Here is a 23,167-nt window from a genome sequence, read left to right on the forward strand (position 1 = left end):
CTACTACATTTTTATCTTCACAGTTCCCTCTCAATGTTTCCCCTTTGCAACTCTTTGAAACGTATAGTCTTTACCTCCTCCTTTTCATTACGTTCTTATAGTTGAATGTGTTTTTGCTTTTCATAGTCTTCTTTCATCCTTATTCGCAACGTTTCATCTAAAATAGTTTTTAGGCTAGCCCTGGCCAATCCCCTTGCAGCTTTGCTCAGGGCACTCCTCGCCTTGCCTCCACGGCATGCTCGCCCAAAATCGACAGTGTGAGGTGCAATTTCTTGTTCAGAAACACAAATAAGCAGTTCCAAAGTGGGAAGCCTCCACGAAATAGCACCCATATCTGTAGAACCAGTAAGGCTCGGATAATCATTAATAGGCTCTCCTACTTCTTCTTCCATAATTTTTTTGAGCATATTTTTACCGGTAGGGTTGGGGAGCATATTATCCATGCTATATCCACATTTGCTCCAAGATACTTCCGTTTGAGTTGCTATAGCCGCTCCTCTGGCGCAATCAAAAACCTGCTCTACAACTTCATTTAAATAGGTTCTCCAAGGGGCTCTTAAAAGCAGTCTCGCCGCCACTTTGCTTGGAACTATATTGGGCGCCGATCCTCCTTCTGTAACAATGCCATGCATACGTACTTCTGGTCTGACATGCTGGCGTAACATATCTATTCCGTGCAAAAACAGCTGAAGGCCATTAAGAGCATTTTTTCCCTCCCAAGGAGACGCCGCTGCATGGGCTGATTTCCCAGCAAAAGTAAACTCGAAGGGATCTACAGCTAGAGAATTAAAACCTATAAAAGAGCTCCCTGTTTCTGGATGAGCCATGAGGACAAGATCACAGTCGTCAAAAAGTCCTGCTTTTGCCATGGGTACTTTTTCACCTGTTGTTTCTTCCGCCGGAGTGCCAATAACTCTGATCTGGGCAGGAATATTTTCTTTCTCCAGTACATGTTTGAGAGCTCTTGCCGCTAGAACTGAAATAGCTCCACACATATTATGGCCACAACCATGCCCTACTTCAGGTAAGGCATCATATTGGGCAAGAAGCCCTACAGTAGGGGCATCGTCTCCTCTATTTTTAAAGAATGCGTTGAAACCTGTGTCATACCCCGCATATGGTCGTTCTATTGTAAAATTTTCTTTTTCTAGGGCTTCACATAAAACTTTGGACGTCTCGTATTCCTCATGGCTGAGTTCTGGGTGCTCTGCTATCCAGTCGCTGAGTGTTCCAAGTTCATCAAGGTTTTTGCAAATATACTCGTCCATTTTCAGTGCAAGATCTTCATACTGAGACATGAACTACACCTCCAACATATATGCATTATGATTATTCTGTCACTATGACATCAGAGGAACCTGCTGCAACAAGAGGTAGAGAGACGATAACCATTCGCTCAAGCTTTAAAGAAAGAGGAAAAGTTATAGATTTACCAATCACTCCATCTGATAAAGTCTCTATTAAAAAGACATTCTTTAAGCCGGCAACTTCTATTGCAATCCTATCTTCTGACTCAAGTTCAAATTTTTCTTCTCCTGCTGTAATACGAACACAATCTAAAGCTGGAAAAACTTCTCCATTTTGCTGTATCTCTTCATTCGCAAAAACGACAACATGCCGTTTACCTATAAAAACTAAAAAAACCCCAAAGAAAACTAAAGCCACCACAAGAAGAGTCCGTAAAAGTATTCTTCTCTTTAAAGTGCTCAAGGCAAATCACCTCTTCTCTTCTAAACCAGATCTTCGTCTTCCATTTTCATTCGAGCTATTCGAGCTCGACGTCGTTCCCACGCGTGAAGCAAAAGAGTTACAGCAATAATCCCGTAAGAAACAAATACCCTAAAGTATTCACCAAGCTGCGCATCCCCTATAAGATTTTTTCCAGCAGTCGGTGAGATCACAAACATTAAGTGAAAGAGGAGGACTCCGATAAAAACATTGGAAATACGTGCCTTCGAAACTGTGGCACCACCAATAAGGAGCGCTGCTATAGCGAAAATACCTGTCTGTTCATGACTATTGTAGGTATTTATGGTTCCAAGATTTTGCAGGAAGATAATTTGCCCGTAACAAGCAAGAAGAGTGGAAATAATAATGGCCACGATACGCGTTTTTTCCACAGGAATTCCAGCCCCATCTGCAACGGCCATATCCTTACCTACAGCCCGCATGTCTTGCCCAAGTTTTGTCTTTTCAAACATGACCAAAAGGAGACAAAAGGCTAAAATAACCACAAAAGTTGCTACAGGGATAGAAAGCCCTTGTATTTCTATTGTCACAAGAGAATCCAGCGCCTTCCTAATGCCGGGAAGAGCCATTGTGTTCCTTACGCCGTACCCTCTAGAGAGCAAAAGTTCAGGATCTTTGAGTGGGAAAATCGATCCCATACAATAAAGAACCACGAATTGGTAAACCCCATTCATGAAGAATCCTAAAATATACGAAGTCACCATTTCCCTGCCTTTTGCTCTATTCATTACATACCCACAAAGAAGGCCTAAAAGAATGGATATGGGGGTTCCTATCAAAGCTGCTATCAACAAGCCCGGAATACCTGCAACACCCCAATCGACGGCAAGGATTAAACCAATTTGCCCGGCCATTGCGCCAAGAACCATTCCAAAATTCAATCCCATTCCGGCAAGTACTGGTATAAGAAGAGATAAAACCAGAAAAGTATTACGGCTTAGGCGAGTTATCATTTCCTGAAGAAGATAGTGGCAACTTAAGCCTGAGATAGGAATGGCGAAAAGAGCGAAAACAAGAAATATGATGGGAACTATGTTCGATAATATAAACCCCTTTAAAGAATGTTTTTTCATCTTTTTTTCACCTGCTCTTTCCTGGTAAGAGCGTATAAAATCATGCCATTAGAGACAATGATTCGAATAACCTCTGACATGTCTGTCTCTAGAAGACCGTTAATAACAGAAGGGGTCATGGTCAGTATTCCTTGGAAGAGCAACGTTCCTATAACAACGTTCGTAATTGTCGCTTTGTTTACAGAAGCTCCACCTAGCAACACTGCTGCTACAGCTGGGAAAGCCATGTAAAAAGGCCCCATATAGAGCTGGATAAAACCATAACTTTGTTCGTACACAACCATCCCAACTGCACCCAGAACAGTAGATATAATTACCGATAAAACTCTCATGCGATCGACATTAACGCCGTTAGCTCTGGCAAATTGCGGGTTACTCCCTGCAGATGTCATAGCAGTTCCTGTTTTCGTTCTGAAAAAAGCCCACACTAAAAAGCATGCCGCCACAAAAAAAAGGAAGGTGCCTGTTGGGAAAAAGAAGTAATTACCAATACGGAAAGCTAAAAATTTGTTCAAAACTTCAAGCCAAAAACCTTCGAGACTGATCGTAGTTCGCAAACCACTACCACCAAATCCCCACAGCATGAGTGGATTACGATAGGGCAAAAGGAGCCACATCATACACATAAAAGCCACAGAGGAAAAACCTACATAGGTGGCGATCATCATTTCATCGCCTTTCGCCAGATTTAAAATCCAGCCATAGATATAGCCTAAAAGAGCCGCGAGAGGGATAGCAATTAAAAGAGCTACAAAAAAACCTGTAAATCCCTGTAAGGAAAATTCCATAGATGTCACTGCGCCAACAAGCCCAGCTATAACACCTAAAGGCAACCCAAAGTTAAGGCCACAACCGGACTGGATCATGGGAACCATGGCTAACACCATAATGCCGTTCATTCCTACCCTAACTAATGTGTCGCTTAAGGACGTATCCACGCGAACGCCAACAAAAGGAGCAATAGCAAAGAGTATCACAAGAAAGAAAGCAATAATGACACGAGGCCAACCAAATTGCGCTACGATTCTTTCTATTTGTTGGGAGTTATGCATGAGTTGCTTCCTCCTTTTTCTTATTGCCAAGCATAAGGAGACCGAATTCTTCCAAAGGAGCATCTGCTGGGAGGATATCTGCTATCTCCCCTTCACTAACAATTGCAATTCTATGGCAGACAGAACGAAGCTCTTGAAGTTCAGAACTCGTCACAATAATAGTCGTCCCCAATTTTTCGTTAAATTCCTTTAAAACATCAAGGACAAGCTGTTTTGCCCCTATATCAATGCCCCGAGTAGGTTCTGAAGCAAAGAGGACGTGAGGGGAAGTGGCAAGGACCTTTGCGACACACACTTTTTGCTGGTTTCCTCCGGAAAGTTCTATAACCCTTTGGTTTGGTCCAGTACACTTTATATCTAACTTTTTTATATAGTCCTCTGCATATTGATACAATTCTTCCTCATTCCTCCATTTAATAAATCCACCGAGGAGTTTTTTAATAAATCGTTCATGGACCTGCATGGCAGTAAAGGCAATATTTAAAGCTATGGACTCATCGAGGAGAAGACCAACTCCCCTTCTATCTTCTGAGATAAAAGACAGGCCTGACCGTAATGAGGAAAGAGGATCATTAAGTTTAAGTTCTTTACCATCTAATAAGACAGTTCCCCTGGAAGGGAACAATCCCATAATGCCATTGGGGATACCGAGCTTCCCCTGCCCTGCAAGTCCTCCAATACCTAATATTTCTCCACCAAAAGCATCGAAAGAAACATTTTTTACTTTTTCTCCAGGCATATCCACTTGTAAGTTCTGAACAGATAAAACTACAGGCCTTTTTGTTTTTTCTCTTTTATTGACTTGTGTTGAGCTTTCTTTAATCTCGCGACCAACCATCCACGATGCAATGCTTCGAATATCCGCTTCTGATGTGGGAATATCTCTAATAACCCGGCCATCTCTTAAAACGATAATGCGGTCGCATACATCTAGAACTTCCTGAAGCCTATGAGATATAAAGACGAGACCAATTCCTTTCGCAGATAGTCTCTTTAATGTCTTCAAGAAAGTCTCTGCCTCAGACTCCGTTAGTACGGCAGTGGGCTCATCGAGAACTAAAATTTTCATCTGCTCTCTATCTATTTCGCGCGCTATTTCAGTAAATTGTTTATAACTTACCGGCATCTCTGAAACGAGCGCATCTGGGTGGATATCTACCCCCAAAACCTGTATCGCTTTTTCTGCGCGTTTTTTCATAGCGGGTCTATCCAACAATCGAAAACGATCACCAAAAACTTCAACTAAAGGGTTGTATCGAGAGACTTCTCTATTGAGAAGGATATTCTCTGTTGCGGTAAAGCTTGGGATGAGGAAAAATTCTTGATGAACCATTCCTATTCCGTTATCAATAGCGTCCAAAGGGTTAGTAAAATGAACCTCTTCCCCTTCTATTAGAATTTTTCCACTATAACCGCCTGTGTCATGGATAACAGGCATTCCAAACAGAACGTTCATGAGGGTTGATTTTCCAGCTCCGTTTTCCCCCACTAAGCCTATAATTTCTCCCCGCTTCAAGTGAAAATCGATACCTTCCAGAACTTTATTGCCGTAAAAGTCCTTACAGATACTGCACATTTGCAGAAGCGGTTTCGAATCAAACATTCCGCACCCCCCTCTCTTTAAACAATATCCTACAGTATGGCTGTTGGACATTTGAACATTAACACAGCAATATTTCTCAGTCAAGAGGATATCTTTAAATTTTTTAAACTTGTATATACTTAAGAAAAATAGAATTCGGTTTCAAATGAGGAGAAAAAAGCGGATCCACTTTCAGTTGTAATTGTCAACATTGCGTATAGCACGCAACAATTCGCATGGGCACAGAAAAGAGAGGATACATTGCATAACTTAGGTATAGAGCAGCAAGGAAGTGGCACATAAAAAAAGGCAGCCCATGTACCTTTGGGCCACCTTCTCTATCAACATGCTTTATTCGTATACTTTAAGCACAATTGCATACATTCAAGACTTGACGTTACGTTATAAAACTAAAGTTTTATAACGTTTGCTGCCTGATCTCCCTTTGCGCCGGCTGTTACATCGAAGGAAACTCGCTGACCTTCATCGAGAGTCTTGAAACCATCCCCCTGAATAGCGCTAAAATGGACAAAGACATCTTTCCCCTCATCGCTCGTAATAAACCCATAGCCCTTCGTCGCATTAAACCATTTGACTGTTCCCTGTTTCAAGATTTTTCCTCCTAAATAAATCGAATAGCCGGCCTCAAACCAGCGTTTATCACGCTATCATATTTCTAAATAAAGGTCTAGCACTCTCTATTCAATTATACAAAAAACACAAAAGAGAAAGCACTCTCAAACTTTTTCAGGTATACTTCAATTGTTTGTATTTTTAAGGGGTGATAGCAATGATTCTCGTCACAGGAGGAGCTGGGTATATAGGTAGCACAGCAGTTTTGGCTTTACAGGAAGCTGGCTTCCATGTAGTCGTTCTCGATAATTTCAGCCGCGGGCATAAAGATCTTGTCTTTTCTCCCTATCTCGCGGAAGGCGACTTACGGGATGAAGTTTTTGTACAAAAAGTTTTTGATACATATCCTATTGAAGGTGTACTTCACTTCGCAGCTCTCAGTCTTGTAGGGGAGTCTATGAAGGAACCAGAAGGATACTATTGGAACAATATAACTGGGACACTCAATCTTTTACGCGCGATGAGAAGCCATAACGTTATGTCTTTTGTGCTTTCTTCTACAGCCGCTGTTTATGGCGAGCCTGAAACTGTGCCAATTTCAGAAGAAGCCAACAAAACACCCACAAATGTATATGGCGAAACAAAGCTCTTCCTCGAAAGTGTGTTGCGCCGCTATTATGACGCCTATGGACTTAAAAGTATTTCTTTCCGTTATTTTAATGCCGCAGGGGCAGACCCCCAGGGACGTACAGGGGAAGATCACTCTCCTGAAACCCATCTGATTCCTCTTGTACTTGATGTGGCGCTGGGGCGGCGTGCGTCTATTGCTATTTTCGGTGGAGACTACCCTACAAAGGACGGTACGTGTGTGCGAGACTACATTCATGTAACGGACTTGGCACAAGCTCATGTCTTAGGATTACAGCGCCTTTTAGCAGGGAAAGCCTCCATAGAAACATATAACCTTGGGAATGGAAGCGGCTATTCTGTACTCGATATTATAGAAACAGTACGAAAGGTAACCCAACATCCCGTCCCCACTATAGACGGAGCACGACGTTGGGGAGATCCCGCGAAACTCGTGGCTTCCTCTCAAAAAGCTATCAAGACTTTGGAATGGGAACCACGCTATGCCGCTTTGGAACAGATTGTCGAAACAGCCTGGGCGTGGCATCAAAAAAGATTCGGATAGCGATGCTCGCAAGGATACAGTGTGGAATAGCAGAGAAGGAAAAACGGCGCCTCTCTTTTCCCTCTCTGCGAAATTATATTTCTTCCGCCGCAGGCACCCCAAGTTTCTCGTATTCCCTCGCAATCACCGAACCAAAGGCAACCAGATAAACTACCTTGATTTTTTGGTCGTTCGCCAGGAAATCCGAAATCGTATTCAGCGCTATTGAGCATGCTTCCGCAACAGGATAGCCATAGACACCACAGCTTATAGCCGGGAACGCTATTGTAGTACAGTCATGATCCCTTGCAAGTTCCAGGCTTCGACGGTAGCATGAAGCCAGAAGCTCTGCTTCCCCCCTCGTTCCGCCGTGCCAAACCGGCCCGGGGGTATGGATGACGTAAGAGGCGGGAAGATTATATCCCTTTGTTATCTTTGCATCTCCAGTGGCACACCCTCCAAGAGAACGACAGGCTTTAAGCAACTCGGGGCCCGCAGCTCTATGAATAGCACCATCCACTCCGCCACCGCCAAGAAGAGACGTATTTGCGGCATTAACAATGGCATTCACCGCCATAGTCGTTATGTCTCCCTCGTAGAGGCGGATCCTCTTATCGATAGTCATAATACTCCCTCTCCTTTCGTGAAAAAATTGCCTTTGTCCATTAAAAGTACTTAAAAAATACTTATTTTTTACTGTCATTTGTTTTCTTGTTTGTAAGGGTGATGTCATTTATTTTCCAGCAGCACCATTGCGGCGCAGAGAGCCTATTCCTTGAACGATGCCATTTTCATTGACACCAATGGCATTTAATCCACCAAAAAATGCATCTGGATATGGGTACAATTTCACAGTATGGCCGAAAAATTTCTCAAGGCATTTTATAGTGTTCACAGGGAAAGCGTCTTCCATGCGCAACTCTGGATACAGAGTGTAGCCTACAAATTTAGGAGCTTTTACAGCCTCCTCAAGGGTCATATGAAAATCGACAAGATCTACTATTACCTGAACTAAGGTGGAAACGATACGTCCTCCTCCAGGCGTTCCAAGCACCCACTTAATCTTTCCGCCCTTTTCTATAATTAAAGGGGCAATTGTAGTGCGAGGGCGTTTCCCTTCTTCCATGTAAAGCGGGTCTCCCTGTGCAGATCCATCTTGGAAATTACATAATTCGTTGTTAAGAAAAAAACCTCCTACCCAATAGCCTGTTCCCCAAAAATCGGATATGGTTTGTGTCCAGGAAACAGTATTCCCCCATTGGTCCACTATGGCAAAATGGGTTGTAGAGGATGATTCTACAGGCACAATTTCCTTGTTTTCTATAGGAGCTTTATAGGGTTTTTCTTCTATTAAAATATCTGAGAATTTTTTGCCCTCTTCAAAAAGGAGAGGATTTCCGTAGCGTTGTTTCCATTCCTCTGGGGAAGAAGCCTGAGATAGATTAAGCTCCATAAAACGACGTTGAGCATATTTTTTATCTACTAGACCATGTTCTGGCAGATCGTCAAAAGATGTATCACCTACGAATTTTTCCTGATCCAGTGCTGTAAGGATAAAAATTTCTTGCATAAGGTGTATTCGTAATGGGTCGTCCCATTCAAAAGCAGAGATATTGAATTTCTCCAAAATATTGAGGGTTTCAATAAGACGCGGCCCTCCTGCTGGCATTCCCGCTACATATATATCGTAGTCTCGATACGTTCCATGAAGAGGGCTTCGCGCACATACACTATAAGACTGAAGATCTCCTTTTTGAATCCAGCCCTCGTTGTGTTTCATAAATGTTTCTATAGAATCAGCAATAGAACCACTATAAAACGATTGCAATCCTTCTTGACTCAAAATGCGAAGCGTTTGGGCCAAAGGTAGATTGAAACATCGGTCTCCCTCTTTCCAAAGTTGCTGTCCGTTCTTTAGAAAATCAGGAGCGGAAAGGATCAGGTGATCGTAGTAAAAAGCCACTGCCTGGGCGAATTCCTTAGTAACCACAAATCCTTCTTCCGCTAAGTGGATAGCCGGCGATATCAAATCCGATAAAGGCATGGTTGCCAGCTTTTTATGAATGTATTCCAGAGCAGCGGGAAGGCCGGGAACACCTGCCCCCTTCAGAGTTTGCATCGTCTTCGCAAATGACATCTTACTCTTTCTTATATTTTCATATGTAGCCAAATGAGGAGCAACGCTGCGAAAGTCCAAAGCAAATCTCTCCCCATCAGCTGTTCTGCCAATAAGATACCCCTCTCCCCCCAAACCAGAACCATAGGGCTCTACCACTCCCAAAGCCACACTCACTGCTATAGCCGCATCAAAAGCATTCCCACCTTTCTCCAAAATTTCTGCCCCAACCTTAGCGGCATCAGGATTCATCGCAACAACAATGCCGTGATCAGATTGAAGGACAGGAGCTATCGTTACAGCCTGAGATGTTGGGGCAAAAAAGAGGAAGGCATATAGTATAAAGGAACAACAAATGATGCCATGTCCCGAGCCCAGAAATCCAGCGTTGCAAAACCTTAACTTACGTATTTTCATCTCCTATAACCCCATATTTCCATTAATCTGCACCTACATTCCCATATTATAAGGCCGTGCCAGATCCTGAACATTTCAAGATCTGGCCTTATTTTATTTTTCCAAAGTAGAAGTACAAGCTGGGCATCGAAGAGCCTGTTCAGGAATTTCAGTGAAGCAGTACGGGCATATTTTTACTGGTGGTTTCGGTGCTGGCATTGATGGCTTTCTTAGTCGGTTCAAATTTTTCACAAGGACAAAAACAGCGAAGGACACTATAAGAAAGCTTACTATGGAGTTAATAAACAAACCTGCATTCAATGTAACAGCTCCAGCCTCTTTTGCTTGCGCCAAAGAAACATAGGGCCCAGCCGTCGCCCCTTCCTTCAAAACCCAAAAAACATCTTTAAAATCTACATTGCCCATAAGTAACCCAATAGGCGGCATTATTACATCATTCACCAAAGAAGAAACAACGCTCCCAAATGCTCCACCAATAATGATTCCTACCGCCATATCCATAGCGTTACCCTTCACGGCAAACTCTTTGAATTCTTTTAAGATAGACATGGTATCCCCCCTATATTAAAAAATAGTTATCCCTATATTATATAATGAAACAATCTAAACATCTTTATCGGTAAATACATGGGGCAGGAATAAAAAATAATATTACAATGGACAATAAAAAGAACACGATAAAAATGAAGTTATAAAAACGCTGCGCAATTCAAGACCTGGCACCATTTTATGGGGGTGAGAAGATGAAGCGTACACTGATAATTGTAGCTATTTTTATTCTTAGTTTCGTCATGATTTTACCAGTGTCTGCAAGAGCTTTTGAGATGAGCTCTTTTTCTGGTCCTCGTGTTACAGATTTATATTTGATAATTGTACGTGATCCTGATGCCCAACTTTTGGCTCTGGAGAAGGGGCAGGTTCATATCCTCAGTGATATTGCTCGACCTGTAGATATTGAGAGGTTGTCTCAGAATCTCTCAATAGGCATGTCTCTTGCAAAAGGATTCCACGGATTTTTCCTCGGTTTTAATTTACGAGCCTTTCCATGGAACTCTGTAGCGTTACGCCAGGCCGTTTGCGAGGCAATTCCACGAGAGAAACTGGTACGAGACCTTTTCTCGGGCTATGCAGAGCCACTGTCTACCTTTTTACCTCCAGCTTCTCCCTACTTTGAACAAAATGTGGTTACCTACCCTTATAACCCTGATCATGCGAAAAAACGTCTACAGGAAGCTGGCTGGAGCTGGAACAAAAATGGCATCCTCGTATCTCCAGATGGGACCGGACCTGATGCTAAAAGAACTCTTACTCCACAGAAGCTCCTCTCGCCTACTGCTCAGATAGCTCCCACAACAGCAGAGATCGCCGAACAAGCTGCGGCTTCTCTTCGAGCCATTGGGATTCCCATAGAGGTCGAACCCATGGATTTTTCTACTATGATCGCACTGCTGGACGAGCGAAAATTCGATGCATATGTTTTGGCGTGGCAGATGACACGGGACCCAGATTCCTTGTTCGCCTTATACCACTCCTCTATGGACGTAAAGGGCGGATATAATATTCCTGGCATATATAATTCCAACCTGGATAGCATTCTCGAAAGGCTTCGATGGGCCCACGACGAAGCCTCTGCTCGATTGGCAACTTCTGAAGCCCAAAAGATGTTGGCAGACATTGTGCCAGTAGTTCCGATCTACAGTCGATATTCCATATCCGCCGCTTCGACGTTGTGGAAAGGGACGTATGCCACTTCCTATACAACATCGGATAATATATGGAGTTTCCTGCGCATGGAACCGAGGGAAGGTTCTATGGAACCCCTTCGTGTAGCTCTTGCAGATGAGCCACGCTCTCTCAACCCTCTAACAGCCAGTTCCGCCTATGACTGGAACGTTCTGTCACTTATTTACGACGCCCTTCTGGCAATAAATCCTGAAAACCTGGGCGATCTTCCATGGATCGCTGAATCATGGAAGATAGAGACTATAAGAGAGGGAGACCTTCCGGCAACAAAACTCTCCTTCCATATTAGGAAAGGGGTTACGTGGCAGGACGGACGTCCCCTGACAGCTTCTGACCCTGCTTTTACTATTAGCTTTCTTAAAAAACATCGGCCACCTCGATTTTATGATGCTGTGAGTGATGTTGATAAAGTTGAGACGCCTGACGAATACACCTTGGAGGTTACTATGAAGACCACGAGCTATTGGCATCTCCATAATATTGGGGGGCTCCCTATTTTTCCTCGTCATATACTGGAAAAAGTATCGGATTGGCAGAGTTGGAAACCAGCACAAACCCCGTTGGAAGGCGAAGAGGGACTCTCCCAGTTGGTGGGGTCAGGGCCCTTTATCTTCAAAGAATATCGCCCTGGAGAGTACGTTCACTTTATACGCAACCCCCACTTCTGGCTTCTTCGCAAATGAGGGATCAACCATGAAAAATTACTGGGCTCGACGAATAGCAGGCTCCATTCTCGTTCTGTTCATTGTTCTTGTCTTAAATTTTTTGCTCTTCCGCCTTATGCCGGGAGATCCTGTAGGAACCATTCTGGATCCCAGATTTTCTCCTGAAGCCAAGATGGAATTGCAACGTCTATACGGTCTGGATAAGCCTCTGGAGACTCAATTTATTCTCTATATGAAACAAATGGTCACTTTCCATTTTGGATTGTCTTTTCTCACCGCTCGGCCTATTTGGGAAGAGCTATCCTCCCGTCTCCCCAATACTATTGCGCTGCTCGGATCAGCGTTGCTCCTTTCTGCAGGTATTGGCACATGGCTTGGTATACGAGCTGCGTTACAAAGGGGGTGCTGGGGAGAGAGAATTGTTCTATGGGGCGGCGCTCTTTCCTTCTCTTTTCCTTCTTTCTTTTTGCAACTCATTCTACTTATGGCTTTTGCTTACGCTCTTCCCCTCTTCCCACTTCGAGGCAGTGTCTCCATCCCTCCTCCTCAAGGATTCTGGGTCTCCATAATCGACTACGTGTGGCATCTTATGTTGCCTGTAGGATCTTTAGTCCTTCTCAGTTTTGGAGGATGGGCTCTCTATGTGCGAAACCTTATGGTGAAAGTTTTGGGGGAAGATTTTATTGCCATGGGAAAGGCTCGAGGCCTCCCGAAAAAACGAATTGTCTGGAATCACGCTTTCCGCACTCTTATCCCTCCCCTCCTCACTATTTTGCTCCTCTCCATACCAGGGATTATTTCAGGGGCAGTCATTACAGAAACTGTTTTCTCTCTGCATGGAGTAGGTCGTTTCCTCTTCGATTCTGTAACCGGTCGCGACTATCCTGCTGCCAGCGCTGCCTTCTATCTTCTCGCTTTACTGACAATTTTCAGCAACCTGGCTGCTGACCTTCTTTACGGCATAGTAGACCCGAGGGTTCGTTTTGAAAGGAGAGAAAAATAATGGAGCTGCGTCGACGATGGAGCTTCCGTGTCCTCCTATGCCTCTTCTTCTTGGCAATGGTGGGCCCCTCCCTTTTTAGCATTTCTCCTTCTGATGAAGTAGCACCGCCCTTTGCGAAACCACTATGGCTACGTCACAATCTTCCTCCTACGATAGACCTCGCCATATCGAAAAACAAAGGGGAATCCTCTATTGCATGGACATATAGCCCTCCAGCTCGCCTTCGTCTCGTAGGGTATATTGTAGCTACAAAGCCTGTCTCTCTCCTCTGGATAATGCCAGATCGAGAACTTTTTTTGCTGCTCTTTCCTCAAGGGGAAACAACTCTGGAGATAGACGGGCGGGACATGGCTTTTAAAGAGATGCTTGGCGCCTCTCCTTTTGCACAAGTTCCTCAGGTTCTTTTCCCTGAAGAGGGAGAGTACACTCTTGCTTTTGATCACCCAGAATATATTGTAAAGGGAGACCTCGCTTTACATATAGAGGGAGGGCGGTGGGGAGCGTTAGGAACAGATCAGCGCGGCCGAGATGTCTTGCTCCTTTTTATAGAGGGGGTGAGAGTTTCCCTGATAGTAGGGATCAGCGCAACCTTTCTGGCCACTTTTCTAGGCCTTTCTTTTGGACTCTTAAGTGGTTATGTTGGGGGATGGCTTGATGCCCTCATTATGAGAGGTGTAGATGTGCTTCTCTCCATCCCAATCCTCCCCATCCTCATGGTTTTAGCCGCTTTTTGGGGGAAGGGCCTTTGGCAATTGGTTCTTATTCTTTCGCTTTTTTCATGGATGGGGACGGCTCGTACAGTTCGAGCAATGACACTTACTCTGCGAGATAGCGGCTACATCGAGGGCTTGCGAGGTCTTGGTGCTCCGACTCATTATATTCTCTGGCGCCACTTGCTACCAGAAACCCTCCCCCTGCTTTTGGCAAATATCGCCTTGGGAGTTCCTAGCGTCATTCTATCTGAGGCAGGTATCTCTTTTCTAGGGCTCTCAGATCCTCGCATCATTTCGTGGGGGCGGATGCTTCACGAAGCTTATGCTTTTGGCGCTTTCTCTCAAGGAGCCTGGTGGCTACTTATTCCTCCAGGGTTGGGGATTACATTGCTCTGTCTGGTTTTTCTTGATCTGGGGAAATATTTAGAAGAACGAGTGGATCCTCTTTTGAAGGGGGAAGCGCGGTCATGATTGATATAATCAACCTCTCCGTAACCTATGAAGGGAAAAACAAGGTACTCGCCATCAAGAACGTATCTCTAACTCTCCATAAAGGCACCATTACGGGCCTTGTAGGAGAATCTGGAAGTGGGAAAAGCTCTCTCCTCATGGCTATCCCAGGGCTCCTTTCTCCCCAAGTCACGGTAGAAGGGACCATTATTTACGATAATATTAACCTTTTAACTCTTAATGACAGTATGTTGAACTCTATTCGATGGAAAGAGATAGCGCTGGTTCCGCAAGGAGCTATGAATTCCTTTACGCCAGTGCTCACCATAGGAGAACATATAGAAGAAGTTTTAGAGGTTCATCTTGGACTTTCCGGCTCAGTTGCCAAAAAGAGATGCGCCTCTCTGCTCGAAGAGGCCGAACTTGAAGTTTTTCTTGCAAAAAGATACCCCCATGAACTATCTGGAGGGCAGAAGCAACGAGCGGCCATAGCCATTGCTTTAGCGTGTGATCCAGCCTTCCTTCTCGCAGATGAACCAACAACTGCTCTTGATGTAATTACTCAGAAAGAGATTATATCTATGCTAGAGAATTTAGTAAAAAGACGAAATATGGGCATGCTCTTCGTAACCCATGATCTCCCTTTAGCTACCCATATTTGTGATGAGATAGCAGTAATGAAAAGCGGAGAGATTGTTGAGGAAGGAAGCCCCTCAAAAATAGTGAACGCTCCTCGTCACTCTCATACAATTCAGCTTGTTCAAGCTCTGAAAAAGATAGAAGGAGATTTGTCATGACAAACGGATTCCTCGTAGAGGCAAGAAAGGTTAGCGTCTTCTTCCCATCCAGGAGAAGAAATGAACGTGGTTGTTGGGCTCTTAAAAATATAAATCTCATATTACGAAAGGGAGAAAGTCTTGCCCTTATTGGAGAATCAGGTAGTGGCAAAACAACTCTTTTACGAATTTTATTAGGGCTTATTTCTCCTACAGAAGGAGCGTCTTTTCTTTTCGGGGGAAATATACATCGTTGCTCGCGTCAAGAACGCATAGGGCTTCGACGACGATGTGGTTATGTTTCTCAGGATCCTTACGGCAGTCTGCCTCCCACATTGACAGTTATAGATGCTGTAGCAGAACCATGGATTATCGTATATGGGCGAAAAAGCCGCTCTGAAGCGTACGGTAGAGCTAGAAATATTCTTGAAAAATTAGGGATACGGGAAGATCGACTTCTCTCCACCCGCGTTCGATCTGGTCTTTCTGGAGGGCAAAGACAGCGTATCGCTTTGGCTCGAGCTCTGATTTTAGAACCAGAGCTTCTTTTATGCGATGAGCCTACAAGCATGCAAGACGCCTCGACTCGAAGTGATATTGTAGATCTTTTATGTGAGAGAGTAACATACGGCATGTCTATGATTTTCGTTACACATGATCTCTATCTCGCCAGGGCTGCAGCAGAGAAAGGCATGATATTGTTACGGGGGGAATGCTGCGAAGAGGGAGCAACGCAAAAGCTCTTATCCTTCCCAAAACACAGATACACTCGAAGGCTTATAGATGCGACGCCCACTCTCACCGACGTGAGCGCTTCCAGCCTTTAAAAGCAAGGAACAATCCATTTGCACATCCAAAAGCGCCCATAAGAGCCAAAACATTCTCCAGCCCCCATAGAAAACCTCCATAACTCATAATGAAGGGAGTTATAATGAAGCCCCCTTCCATAAGAAGAGTCCCCGCCGCCACTCCCTTCGGCTGAAGATGGCGAGGGAATATATCTGGCATTAAAGCAAGCATTACAGGGAAACCCATTCCCATGCCTATCCCGTAAATAGCTCCTAAAAAGCAGAAAGCCTGGTTACTGAAAGCTACTTTTGCACCTACCACTACAGCGCCCATAAGAGCAATGGAAAGGCTTCCTATCAACGTGCGGTCTATGCGGTCCATAATTCCCGTGGCAAGGAAGCGCAAGAAGAGAGAAACTACTGCGTTTGTCATCATAAAAGCACTGGCAATCATTCCTCTGGAATGAATAAGGGAGGGCATATATTGTAAGGTAGAGGAATTGACGAGAGACCACGTCAGAAGAGTCGCCATAAGAGGCCAAAAACCTGGAACGGAAAACATCTCTTTCCAACTTCCCCATTGTTGCGCCTGGTTCCTGTTATGGGGGAAAGGAGAGTCATCTTCATCGGAATGTTCCAGTTCGGCGAGACGCGGAAGGTACTTCGTAGAAAAAATGAGAGCGAGGACAAGAAGAGGGGCCAAAATAAGATAAAAGCTCGTTCCCATACGGGAGAGAAAGAATTCGGCTATTGGAAGAATTGTTACGAGAGGCAATACATACGCAATAGCGATCCAGGCGTACAAACGCCCCCGGCGATCGGCCGGAATGCTCAGGGCCTGATACGTAGTAATAGCTACCATCACTATTCCATAGAAGAAGCCCATACACGCCCGCAAGATCATGAGACCGGAAAAAGACTGAACCCACAACAACGGAAGTGATGAAGCAAAAAGGAAAATAGAAGCTATGAGCAAACTTTTCCGAACGCCTATCCGCTCTGTTATTATTCCACTAAAAGGACGAACCAACGTAGATGTGACGCTGAAAATGCTCATGAGCCACCCGGTGAGGATAAAAGGGAATCCCTGCTGTTGAATGGCCACTGGATAGAGAAAGAACATAGAGACAAATGTCTGACTGAAATATGTTACGAGCCAGCAGAGTCGGAAAGTTCTTCTATCAAGTTGCGACGCCATAACAAATGCCTCCTAATACTAGGTTTTTATCGAGAGCTCAATAGAGTCTCAAGACTTAGCACCATTTAAGAAGGAGAGAGCTGCGTCTAAATGTTTACAGCGCTTTTGGTGCATAAAACCCGGGCAGGTACATGCCTTATGTTTTACATCTACAGCATAATCTTCCGTCCCATGGGCAATAAAGATAGAAGGCGCCACCTTTTCAAGGCGAGAAGGATCAAAAACATTGACGGAAGGCTTATCCGCAGAATGTTTGTCTATGGCCTGATTTGACAGACAATCTGCATCGCTGTTTTCCTCCCTTGGAACCCATTCAAAGGCAATGGAGCGGCCACGGATCAAACGTTGGGCTTCTTCCCAAAGTATTTTAAGATGGGGACTGGCTACTTTCCACTCTTTTTTCATCTGGCAGATTACAAGTCGACTGTCTCCACGAATAACAATTTGCTCTATATTCCGCTCTCTTATTTCGCGAAGCAACATGAGCAATCCCTCGTATTCTGCTTCATTATTCGTTTTGGAGCCAAGATACGTCGTTTTTTGCCATATAATATTGCCTTCTCCGTCATAAAGCAGGGCTCCTGCTCCTGCTTCACCTGGATTTCCACGGGAAGCTCCATCAAAATGTCCACTATATGTCATTAATGTCACCATTCTTCTGTCCAATAGATTTTAAAAAACGAAGAGTTGAATCTTCCCAACGAGGCATACGAATACTCAACTCCTCTAAGGGGAAAGAATCTAATGCGCTCATTGCTGGGCGCTGAGCTAAAGGCCGAAAATCTTCGCTTCGTGCTGGTTCTATGGTTCCCTGCCATCCTAGTTCTTTAAGAGCAAAAGAAGCCCATTCAAAACGGCTACACCGGCCAGCACACGAAAGATGGTAGAGTCCCCATTCCCGACGATAAAGGAGCTCCAATACTCGCTCTGCCAGATCTGGAGCATATGTAGGGCTCGATATCTGATCTGAGACAATTCGAAGCTCCCGCTGATTCAGACTCCATTGAAACACTTTTTTGAGGAAATTTGATGATTCTTTCCCTTCAGGTCCAAAAACCCAACTCGCCCTTACTATAAGAAACCGAGAGGTGTGATCCCGAATAAACTGTTCTCCCAAAAGCTTACTGCGCCCATACACATTAAGAGGATCAGGTGCGTCAGCAATAGTCCACGAGCGTACGCTTTTACCATTAAAAACATAGTCTGTACTGAAAGAGATGAGGGGAATACCCTGCTCCCCGGCAACTATAGCTACATTTTTGGAGCCCATGGCATTAACCATATACGCTCCCCGCCAATTTTGTTCCGCACCGTCTACGTCGTTCCACGCCGCGCAGTTGATAATACAGTTCGGCTTATCTTCTTCTATGCGCCTTCTGAGACGCCCTATGTCTGTTATGTCTAGTTCTTGGCGGGAGTATGCAGAAAAAGAAAGATCTTCTTCTTTGAAAAGGCGCTGGAAAGCACATGCCAGTTGTCCACCGCTTCCAGTAATAAAAAAATCCATGCTACTCCCTCCTTCCGGTAGTGCTCAACATTTTATCATAGAAGGAGGGGGGGATTGTTGTCTTATCTCCCTTTAGAAGCAAAAAGCCTTTCGTAAAGGGTAATAACCACGGTGGTCACGACTGCAAGGACCACTGCCAGAGCGTCAGCTCGCCCAATATCCACAGAAACCTCGGATATATGAGTATAGATCACGAGGGGAAGAATTTTAACGCCTGTACCGGTAAGAGCAAAGGCCGTTCCAAAAGCTCCCATACTTACGGCAAAAAGAAGGGAGGATCCGGCAAAAATAGCAGGGCCTAACATGGGGAGAAGCACTTTAAAAAGAATAGTCATTCGGGAAGCACCCAGATTCATTGCCGCCTCAATAAGGCTCCAGTCAGCATTGCTCCAGGCAGCTGTCATAGTAAGAATCATTCGAGGGATAAGGAAATAGAGATAGGCCACTACCAAACCTCGCCACGTGAAGAGGAAAGCAGAAAACTCCAAGGGGTTAAACCCGAATATCTGACTGAAAATCATGGTGATAAAACCACTTGTACCTAACAAAATGATAAACATAAAGCCTATCACAAGGCCACTAAACGTTAAGGGAACAGCTGTAAGGGCCATGAGAAACTGTCGGAAACGTCCTTGGCTTTTATAGACGATGTAGGAAAGGGGCAAGCCGATAACTGTCCCTAAAATGGCTGTGGAGAAAGAGAGGGCAAGACTTGTACCAAGAGACTCCCGGTAAAGATTTTTAGTAAAGAGCATAAGGTAATTAGCAAGGGAAATATGCCCATCTATACTTACGCTCTCGATAAAAACCAGAGCCAATGGATATATGAGAAAAATCCCCAGTAAAAGCACAAGGGGGACAAGAAAGAAAAATGCTACGTAACGTCTCTCCACAGATGTTCACTCCTTCAAATAAAAGGGGCGGGAAAGGGAAGCCGCCCCTTATTCCATTAACGTCTAATTCTCTCCTAAGACTTTGTTGCCCCACATCTGTGCTGCTTTTTCCTGCACTTTTTGAGCTGCAACCCAGTCTACGTTCTTAGCTTTTTCATATTCAGAGGCAGGAAGGAACTTATCAGCAACCTCTTCGGGAAGCTCTACGTCATCACGAATGGGCCGAACAAAACCTTTTGCGAAGGTCTGCTGCCCCTCATCGGAAAGGATATAGTTCAACCACAGTTTGGCACTATTAGGATTCGGAGCTCCTTTCGCCATGCTGACAGCATAGGGAGACGTTATAGTCCCCTCTTCGGGAATAATAATATCTACATCATCGCCAAGACCGGCAATATATTTAGCCCGATACCCATTCCAATCGTAGGTAATCCACACGGGGATTTCACCTTTAATAAACTTATCGAAAGGAGTTGTTTTTTCGATCATACGAACGTTGCCGTTCTTCTGAAGTTCTGCAAGGTAATCGATTCCTGGCTCTAGATTGTCCAAGGACCCACCGTGAGAGTATGCCGTGGCAATAACAATAGCGTAACCAATTCCAGCTGTTCTGGGGTCTAGATATACCACTGATTTTTTATATTTCGGGTCGAGAAGAGCCTCCCAAGAAGTGGGAGATTCTTTAATTAGGCGCTTGTTCACTACAAAAACCACAGTTCCCTTATGAATGGAGAACCAATGTCCATCTGGATCTTTTAAAATATCTGGAATTTTATCGAAATTTACAGGCTTAAAAGGCTGAGTAACACCTCTCTCTTTGGCAAGAGCACCAAAAGGCATAAAATAATAGGCAGTATCGGCCTGAGGGTTGTTCAACTCTTTTTCAAGACGAACAACTGTGGCTCCACTCCCAAGGTCATTATATACAAGCTTAATGCCATAACGTGCTGTAAAACCATCGAATAACCCCTGCCAGTTCGCCCAAGTAGGACCTGTATCGTAGCTGCTAAGCCCTTTCTCTTGTTTGGCCAATTCGGCCAACTCTTTTTCGCCAGAATAAAGTTCCTGCTCTGCAGCCAGTGCGAAGCCGGCTGCAAATGCAAGGATAGCAAGTGCTATGAGAACTAAAGTAGCAATTTTTTTCATCCTTCGTAACCTCCGTATTCTCTTTTTTATTCTAAAACGTGCCCATCTTCCGGGGAAAATGCGAGGCGAACAGGATCTCCAGGTTCTATAGATACCACATGAGAATTCAAAGCATCCACCAATAACCGTTCTCCCCCTATGGCTACAGCAATGCGAGAGAGAGGACCAAGAAAAACCCGACCTTCCACAACTCCGGTGAGTACGTTATACCCGCCATGTTCCGTTCCCAAACTCATACGTTCTGGTCGAACCATAATTTTATATGTACCAGCAGGGCGGCGCTCAAGACAGGCTAGCTTTAGCGAAATGTCTTGCCAATGGGCAACCCCATCTCCACAGGTAGAAACTGTAATAATATTGTTAACACCAACAAAATCTGCCACAAAAAGGGTTCGAGGAGAAGAATAAATGTCCCAGGCAGTCCCCACCTGTTCTATTTTTCCCCGATTCATAACTGCCACTCTATCTGAAATAGAGAGAGCTTCTTCCTGGTCATGAGTCACATAAATAGTGGTAATCATGCTCTCCCTTTGAATTTTTTTAATTTCAAAACGAAGAGAATTTCTTACCTTAGCGTCAAGAGCAGAAAGAGGCTCATCAAGAAGCAAAACATCGGGACGAATGGCAAGAGCTCGAGCAAGAGCTACTCGCTGTTGCTGTCCACCAGAAAGTTCTTTGGAGTACCCGCAACGCTTCTCTGCAAGCCCTACCATTTCCAAAAGTTCCATAACTCGCTGTTCTATCTCTTTCTCTTTTACTTTTTGAACTCTGAGACCAAAAGCTACATTCTCAAAAACGCTGAGATTGGGGAAAAGAGCGTAGTTCTGAAAGACAAGGCCCACTCTTCGATTTCGAGGCCCAGTATGGGTTTTATCCTCTCCCCCAATAACGATTTTCCCCTCATCAGCACGGAGAAAGCCCGCTATAAGGCGCAACGTTGTAGTCTTACCACAACCTGAGGGGCCAAGAAGAGATAAAAATTCGGCCTTCTCTACCTTTAAAGAAATATTATCTACCGCAATAAAATGGCCGAATCGTTTTACTACATGTTGAAGATCTACACTACTCACTCTTTTTCGTCCCTTTCATTTTCAAATATGGAAAGAGCCACTTGTACTGCTTCTTCAGGAGTTTCGGCATGAATTAGCGGCGCTGGTTCGCCTTTTTCATCCTGAATCTGCCACGTCCCCAAAGCTATTACCGGCCGCCCCATTTTTAGGGCAAACCCTATTTCAGAGAGGGTCCCAAAAGCTCCTCCAATAGAAATTACAACGTCCCCAGCTGAAACTACAACCGTATTACGCGCCTCTCCAAGGCACGTAGAAAGGGGGATCGTCACCCATAAATTAGCTTCCGAACGTTCTCCCGGTAAGATACCAATAGATATCCCTTTTCCCTCGGCGACGCCACGACACACTGCTTCCATAACTCCGCCGCGACCACCACACACCACAACACATCTGTTTTTCGCAAGAAGCCGTCCTACTTGATACGCATTATTCCAAACGGTTTCATCTGCAGTTGATGTGCCTATAACACTCACTATTTTCATATTTCTCAACTCCCGAGAAGTGTCTGTTCGTGACCTGATTTACCAAAAAGGGCTCCTAGCCCCAACACACAAAAGAGAGAGAAAAGGGAGAGTCCAGCTAATATTGTAGTAGCAGCACAGGCAAAGCCCGTACTTACGTAAAAGGCCTGATATAAAACAACAGGATAGGTCTGACTCTGAGAGCCCGTAAGCATTACCGAGAGCTGAAACTCCCCTAAAGACATGGCAAATGTCATAAGAGCCCCAGAAATAAGCCCTGGCAGAAGATTAGGAACCAGTACACGGCGCATCATAACCATGGTTCCAGCGCCAAGAGAAAATCCCGCTTCCTCCAGTGTTTTCCAGTTTATGAGATCCATATTCGCCATGAGGGGACGGAGCATAAAGGGGAGAGTATAAACCATATGGGCAGCAACAAGAAGCTGCCATGTACCTATAAGAGCCATTCCAGGCCAGTTAAAAGCCTGGATCATGCCGAGTCCCATTACGACAGGAGGAATAGCTACTGGCAAAAGAATTGTAAAGTTGAAGATAGACCGCAACACTGGCCTGTCAAGAACATGAACGGCATATACAGCAGGAAGAGAGATAAAAGCATTGCCGACAACAGTCAGAAAGGCTACAAGAAGGCTTCTTTTCAAGGCATCCATGTACATGGGCTGAGAAAAAAGATCCAAATACCATGACCACGTAAATCCTTCTGGGAGCAGGGTACCAAACCATTTCGCCCCCAAAGACCCCACTAAAATCAAAAAAATAGGGGCCAAAATATAGGAAAAATAGAGAGCCCCTAACGAAAAAGACAACGCTCGACGAACCATTGAATGCACTACAATTTCCTCCATATTCAAAACACGGACTTCAATTCTGAGAGAAAGAATACACTGGAAAAGATTTTTATTCAAGTTACAGTTCTGCAAAAAAGAAAAGGCTGGGAAAAAATCCCAGCCTACTATTTTGTAAAGGAGTAGATCTGATTAAAACCCTGCGTAAAGAGGAT

Annotated in this window: 23 protein-coding genes; 6 read left to right on the forward strand and 17 right to left on the reverse strand. The window is 44.5% G+C overall.

Annotated elements, in window-relative coordinates; all coding sequences use genetic code 11:
- Positions 1-95 precede the first annotated feature (95 nt).
- The 6 genes from B3L97_RS04280 to B3L97_RS04305 form a co-directional block, all read right to left on the reverse strand.
- Entirely contained in the window at positions 96-1,298 is a 1,203-nt protein-coding gene (locus B3L97_RS04280) for a M20 family metallopeptidase (RefSeq protein ID WP_286934295.1), read from the reverse strand.
- Between the two features lie 31 nt (positions 1,299-1,329).
- Entirely contained in the window at positions 1,330-1,710 is a 381-nt protein-coding gene (locus B3L97_RS04285; RefSeq protein ID WP_024821433.1) for a DUF6672 family protein, read from the reverse strand.
- 20 nt (positions 1,711-1,730) lie between these two features.
- Positions 1,731-2,822: an ABC transporter permease gene (locus tag B3L97_RS04290; RefSeq protein ID WP_024821432.1), complete on the reverse strand. Its 1,092-nt coding sequence runs from the start codon at positions 2,820-2,822 to the stop codon at positions 1,731-1,733.
- A complete protein-coding gene (locus B3L97_RS04295; protein WP_024821431.1) occupies positions 2,819-3,874 on the reverse strand; it encodes an ABC transporter permease in 1,056 nt (351 codons plus the stop codon). Before B3L97_RS04295 ends, B3L97_RS04290 begins: the two co-directional genes overlap by 4 nt.
- Complete coding sequence (locus B3L97_RS04300) at positions 3,867-5,477, reverse strand: sugar ABC transporter ATP-binding protein (protein ID WP_286934296.1); 1,611 nt, start codon at positions 5,475-5,477, stop codon at positions 3,867-3,869. Before B3L97_RS04300 ends, B3L97_RS04295 begins: the two co-directional genes overlap by 8 nt.
- A gap of 389 nt (positions 5,478-5,866) precedes the next feature.
- Positions 5,867-6,070 (reverse strand): cold-shock protein, encoded by a 204-nt coding sequence (locus B3L97_RS04305; RefSeq protein WP_156923315.1) that lies wholly within the window; start codon positions 6,068-6,070, stop codon positions 5,867-5,869.
- 176 nt (positions 6,071-6,246) lie between these two features.
- Between B3L97_RS04305 and galE the strand changes: the two genes are divergently transcribed.
- A complete protein-coding gene (galE, locus tag B3L97_RS04310; protein ID WP_024821428.1) occupies positions 6,247-7,221 on the forward strand; it encodes a UDP-glucose 4-epimerase GalE in 975 nt (324 codons plus the stop codon).
- A gap of 73 nt (positions 7,222-7,294) precedes the next feature.
- Here the strand turns inward: galE and B3L97_RS04315 are convergent, their stop codons facing one another.
- The 3 genes from B3L97_RS04315 to mscL form a co-directional block, all read right to left on the reverse strand.
- Positions 7,295-7,825, reverse strand: a complete 531-nt coding sequence (locus B3L97_RS04315) for an O-acetyl-ADP-ribose deacetylase (RefSeq protein WP_024821427.1) — start codon at positions 7,823-7,825, stop codon at positions 7,295-7,297.
- Positions 7,826-7,933: 108 nt separating this feature from the next.
- The gene (gene ggt, locus B3L97_RS04320; RefSeq protein WP_024821426.1) at positions 7,934-9,733 is read right to left on the reverse strand and encodes a gamma-glutamyltransferase; all 1,800 of its coding nucleotides are present in this window, start codon (positions 9,731-9,733) and stop codon (positions 7,934-7,936) included.
- A 93-nt stretch (positions 9,734-9,826) separates the two neighbouring features.
- Positions 9,827-10,282: a large-conductance mechanosensitive channel protein MscL gene (gene mscL, locus B3L97_RS04325; protein ID WP_034326166.1), complete on the reverse strand. Its 456-nt coding sequence runs from the start codon at positions 10,280-10,282 to the stop codon at positions 9,827-9,829.
- Positions 10,283-10,476: 194 nt separating this feature from the next.
- Between mscL and B3L97_RS04330 the strand changes: the two genes are divergently transcribed.
- The 5 genes from B3L97_RS04330 to B3L97_RS04350 are packed head-to-tail and all read left to right on the forward strand — an operon-like array spanning position 10,477 to position 15,910.
- Entirely contained in the window at positions 10,477-12,159 is a 1,683-nt protein-coding gene (locus B3L97_RS04330) for an ABC transporter substrate-binding protein (protein ID WP_286934298.1), read from the forward strand.
- Positions 12,160-12,169: 10 nt separating this feature from the next.
- The gene (locus B3L97_RS04335) at positions 12,170-13,144 is read left to right on the forward strand and encodes an ABC transporter permease (protein ID WP_024821423.1); all 975 of its coding nucleotides are present in this window, start codon (positions 12,170-12,172) and stop codon (positions 13,142-13,144) included.
- Positions 13,144-14,328 carry an ABC transporter permease gene (locus tag B3L97_RS04340; RefSeq protein ID WP_286934299.1) on the forward strand — a complete coding sequence of 395 codons (1,185 nt, stop codon included), beginning with the start codon at positions 13,144-13,146 and terminating at the stop codon, positions 14,326-14,328. Before B3L97_RS04335 ends, B3L97_RS04340 begins: the two co-directional genes overlap by 1 nt.
- Complete coding sequence (locus B3L97_RS04345) at positions 14,325-15,104, forward strand: ABC transporter ATP-binding protein (protein WP_286934301.1); 780 nt, start codon at positions 14,325-14,327, stop codon at positions 15,102-15,104. The genes B3L97_RS04340 and B3L97_RS04345 overlap by 4 nt, the downstream gene beginning before the upstream one ends.
- Positions 15,101-15,910 (forward strand): ABC transporter ATP-binding protein, encoded by an 810-nt coding sequence (locus B3L97_RS04350; protein WP_024821420.1) that lies wholly within the window; start codon positions 15,101-15,103, stop codon positions 15,908-15,910. The genes B3L97_RS04345 and B3L97_RS04350 overlap by 4 nt, the downstream gene beginning before the upstream one ends.
- Here the strand turns inward: B3L97_RS04350 and B3L97_RS04355 are convergent.
- From B3L97_RS04355 to B3L97_RS04390, 8 genes are all read right to left on the reverse strand, one after another.
- A complete protein-coding gene (locus tag B3L97_RS04355; RefSeq protein WP_286934302.1) occupies positions 15,882-17,069 on the reverse strand; it encodes an MFS transporter in 1,188 nt (395 codons plus the stop codon). The two genes, B3L97_RS04350 and B3L97_RS04355, sit on opposite strands and share 29 nt — an antisense overlap.
- A gap of 48 nt (positions 17,070-17,117) precedes the next feature.
- Positions 17,118-17,711: a ribonuclease HI family protein gene (locus B3L97_RS04360; RefSeq protein WP_286847070.1), complete on the reverse strand. Its 594-nt coding sequence runs from the start codon at positions 17,709-17,711 to the stop codon at positions 17,118-17,120.
- Positions 17,701-18,576 carry a dTDP-4-dehydrorhamnose reductase gene (rfbD, locus tag B3L97_RS04365; protein WP_286847068.1) on the reverse strand — a complete coding sequence of 292 codons (876 nt, stop codon included), beginning with the start codon at positions 18,574-18,576 and terminating at the stop codon, positions 17,701-17,703. The genes B3L97_RS04360 and rfbD overlap by 11 nt, the downstream gene beginning before the upstream one ends.
- A gap of 62 nt (positions 18,577-18,638) precedes the next feature.
- Positions 18,639-19,469 carry an ABC transporter permease subunit gene (locus B3L97_RS04370; RefSeq protein WP_024821416.1) on the reverse strand — a complete coding sequence of 277 codons (831 nt, stop codon included), beginning with the start codon at positions 19,467-19,469 and terminating at the stop codon, positions 18,639-18,641.
- A gap of 63 nt (positions 19,470-19,532) precedes the next feature.
- A complete protein-coding gene (locus B3L97_RS04375) occupies positions 19,533-20,615 on the reverse strand; it encodes an extracellular solute-binding protein (RefSeq protein WP_024821415.1) in 1,083 nt (360 codons plus the stop codon).
- A gap of 26 nt (positions 20,616-20,641) precedes the next feature.
- Complete coding sequence (locus B3L97_RS04380) at positions 20,642-21,685, reverse strand: ABC transporter ATP-binding protein (protein ID WP_024821414.1); 1,044 nt, start codon at positions 21,683-21,685, stop codon at positions 20,642-20,644.
- Positions 21,682-22,167 (reverse strand): TIGR00725 family protein, encoded by a 486-nt coding sequence (locus B3L97_RS04385; protein WP_024821413.1) that lies wholly within the window; start codon positions 22,165-22,167, stop codon positions 21,682-21,684. The genes B3L97_RS04380 and B3L97_RS04385 overlap by 4 nt, the downstream gene beginning before the upstream one ends.
- A 5-nt stretch (positions 22,168-22,172) precedes the next feature.
- Entirely contained in the window at positions 22,173-22,988 is an 816-nt protein-coding gene (locus B3L97_RS04390) for an ABC transporter permease (RefSeq protein WP_286934304.1), read from the reverse strand.
- Positions 22,989-23,167 lie beyond the last annotated feature (179 nt).

The organism is Aminobacterium sp. UBA4834 (genome assembly GCF_002400205.1).
In the GTDB taxonomy this organism is placed as follows: domain Bacteria; phylum Synergistota; class Synergistia; order Synergistales; family Aminobacteriaceae; genus Aminobacterium; species Aminobacterium mobile.